Below are 2,857 nucleotides of genomic sequence, written 5' to 3'. Positions count from 1 at the left end.
GTGTTAGATTAATGTGTTAAGGCGTCTGTTGATAAGTCTGAAAGCCTTGATACTCAGGGGATGTAGCGTGGGTTTTCCGTTGCCTCGGTAACTGATACCCCGATGCGGGGTACTTAAAACCTCGGTCTTTGGTAACTGATACCCCGATTCAGTTGATTGCTTGGGCTGAGTAACTAAAACCCCGAAAGCCTCGTGTTTGCGACTCCGAAATCGCCTTAAAGAGCTTTCTTCCACAAACTGACTTGGTTTCGCTGACAAGAAATATATCCGGTTTAAGTGGGTTGGTACTCAAAACCCCGAATTATTGGTACTTAAAACCACGAATGTTTCAGGTGTGGTATCTAATACCCCGAAGGTTTGATCAAGAAACCTGTCGATTCTGCCGTTGTGGTACCTAAAACCCCGAAAATCCACGTTTGGTAACTAAAACCCCGAATAGAAGCCGCCGGTACTCAAAACCCCGAATTGCAGCAAATGGCACATCGCGCCCTCTTGCTTGACATTTGGTACTTGATACCCCGAACATCGGTCACCGATACCACGAACTGGATAGTGGAGCTGTTTCAATGACTGACGAGAGCAGTGGCGAAATTATAACGCCAGGCGATGAGCTCGCATTGGTCCCTGAGCGTCATCCACAATATGATTTGTTCGTTTGTGATGTAGCGGATGCCGTCCTCAAGGATATTATGCCGCAGCTTGAGCATCCGTTCTATTCATTGAGCAAGAAGCCCGAGACGACCATTCGTGAGTATCGCCACAACGATCAGTGGATCCGTGTGGTTCCGAGCGTCAAGGGCTTGGCGACCATTTACGACAAAGACATCTTGATCTACTGCATCTCGCAGGTGATGGCTGCGATGCGTCGCGGTGATCCTGTTAGTCGACGGATCTCTATCAGTATTCATGACCTGCTGATCTTCACTAACCGTGGTACTTCAGGCAAAGACTATGAAGCTCTTGTGGATGCCCTGGAGCGCATCAAAGGCACTGTGATCAGCACTAACATTGTGACTGGTGATGAAGAGCAGACAGATACTTTTGGGCTGATTGAGCATGCATCTGTAAGACGAAAGCATGGCCTGAATGGCCGGATCATTTCTTGTGAAGTGGAGCTTTCCAAATGGGTGTTCAATGCGATCAAAAGTAATGAAGTCCTGACACTCCACAGGGACTATTTTCGCCTGCGAAAGCCGCTTGAACGCCGCATTTATGAGCTTGGCCGTAAACATTGTGGCAAGCAGAAGAGCTGGCGGGTTTCTGTCGGGGTACTATGGAAGAAATCTGGGTCTAAAAGTCCAGAGAAGCGCTTTCGGCAGATGGTTAAAGACGTTGCCGCGAGCAATCATTTGCCAGACTACGAGATTCATTACGACCAGAAAACCGACATGGTGAGTTATCTCAATCGTGGAACAATGAATACATCGACGACGTCGGCTGAGCCGTGGAACGGTCCCGTCAGCCCCGATGTCTACGACGGCATCCGGGAGAGGGCACCCGGTTGGGATCCCTACATGATAGAGCAGGAATGGCGCAACTGGCTTGGCGATCTCGACACGATCCCAAGAAGCCCAGATGCTCATCTATTGAAGTTTGCTGCTTCTTGGTACGAGAAGCGCGGAAAGCCTGCCTAAGTTGACCTTTCTCGTGCGCTTCTGGAGCCAGTTTGGCTTTGGCAGCTAGTCGGCTAATTGTTTCATATGACGTTGCGCCGCCTCGATGCATGCTTCTACGAACGGCTCTGTTCTCAGCTCGTCAAATCGAGAGAGGTACTCGGCTGGGGCCGTGGAACAAAGAAACTCCGTTTCCGACTGTTTCTGGCCGAGCGCGAGAAAGGCACGAGCGGTGGTGATAGTTGGCGCAGGAATGTCGATCATTGCCGGCGATACTTCTTGAAGTAGGCATAAGGCTAACGTTCCGACTTTCTCACACGAGCCCTCGGCTGCGGAAAGAAATGCTGACATATCGAGTGCATCTTCGTCCGGCTTGATACGTTTGACGAGGGTGACCCAGGAAACCAAAAGCTTTCTCTCACTGTTGGCCGCTGTAACAAACGCAAGAAGGGCGTTTCTGCCTTCCTCGATGAGTTCTGAACGCTGCTTTTGAAGCGCAATAAGAACTTCGCGCGCTTCGTTGTTTGCCTGATTGATGAGGTCGTGCACCGCTTTTTGGTGTGCCAGTACCCAAGCATTGTCGGCTCTGCCGATGACGGCTTCCTCATTTAATGCTGGAAGCCATTCCAAGAGGTCGCGGGCTTGGTATGAGGACAGGTTCGCGCTGGATAACCAGTCTTGTTCGATTTCACGCCACCTGCAGGCCGGTTTTTCGAAGTTCCCTTCGTTCAACTCTTGCTCATACAGAGACAGGAATTGCGGACCAATGTTCTCTGTTGCTTTTGGTACCGGTTCGATCGGCGGTGTGCTCGCGGCTGGACGAGAATTATTTGCTGGAGTTCCCGCTTCAGCCTGTACGAGTTTGGCTGGCACATCCTCCCAAGATAAACCGCCTTCGTGAAGTTGATTGGTCAACCTCCTGAAGATCTCAAGTGCTCTTTTGTCGTCACTGTGTGCCGCTCTATCGAGCTCGTGAAACAATCTGATTTTCATGCTGGTAACTTAGCAGTCTTGTTGACGGGGCGAATGGCTTGGCTCTGCACGTTTAGCGCTTAATGATTGCTGATGGATCTTGGGCAACGAGCTTGTCATAACGCTCCGACGTTTGTTTCTCATTGATTGTGACCGTTGCAGGGAGCTTGATGGACGGGCAACGCTCAGCCATCGATGCGGCCAACAGCATGAGGAAACTCGCCTTCTGCTCTCGCGAAATATCCGGGCCACGGAATTGGACGTAAGAGGGG

Annotated in this window: 3 protein-coding genes; 1 reads left to right on the top strand and 2 read right to left on the bottom strand. The window is 50.7% G+C overall.

Translation table 11 applies throughout. The features are described 5' to 3' along the window. The first annotated feature begins 566 nt into the window (after positions 1 to 566). Positions 567 to 1,634, top strand: coding sequence for a replication initiator protein A (locus tag WA429_RS20885; RefSeq protein WP_287466881.1), 1,068 nt, complete (start codon positions 567 to 569; stop codon positions 1,632 to 1,634). A 45-nt stretch (positions 1,635 to 1,679) separates the two neighbouring features. Here the strand turns inward: WA429_RS20885 and WA429_RS20880 are convergent, their stop codons facing one another. Continuing rightward, positions 1,680 to 2,528 carry a hypothetical protein gene (locus tag WA429_RS20880; RefSeq protein WP_336107859.1) on the bottom strand — a complete coding sequence of 283 codons (849 nt, stop codon included), beginning with the start codon at positions 2,526 to 2,528 and terminating at the stop codon, positions 1,680 to 1,682. 130 nt (positions 2,529 to 2,658) lie between these two features. Beyond that, a partial coding sequence (locus WA429_RS20875; RefSeq protein ID WP_336107858.1) for a hypothetical protein occupies positions 2,659 to 2,857 on the bottom strand: 199 nt, incomplete at its 5' end.

The sequence above is a fragment of the Thalassospira sp. CH_XMU1420-2 genome (assembly GCF_037029325.1).
GTDB lineage: Bacteria > Pseudomonadota > Alphaproteobacteria > Rhodospirillales > Thalassospiraceae > Thalassospira > Thalassospira povalilytica.
The sequence above is the reverse complement of the archived record's forward strand: the minus strand, read 5'-3'. Positions and strand labels throughout refer to the sequence as shown.

Excerpts from the sequence above, each read along its gene's own strand:
- WA429_RS20885 (WP_287466881.1), top strand. The coding sequence starts at position 567 with ATGACTGACGAGAGCAGTGGCGAAATTATAACGCCAGGCGATGAGCTC.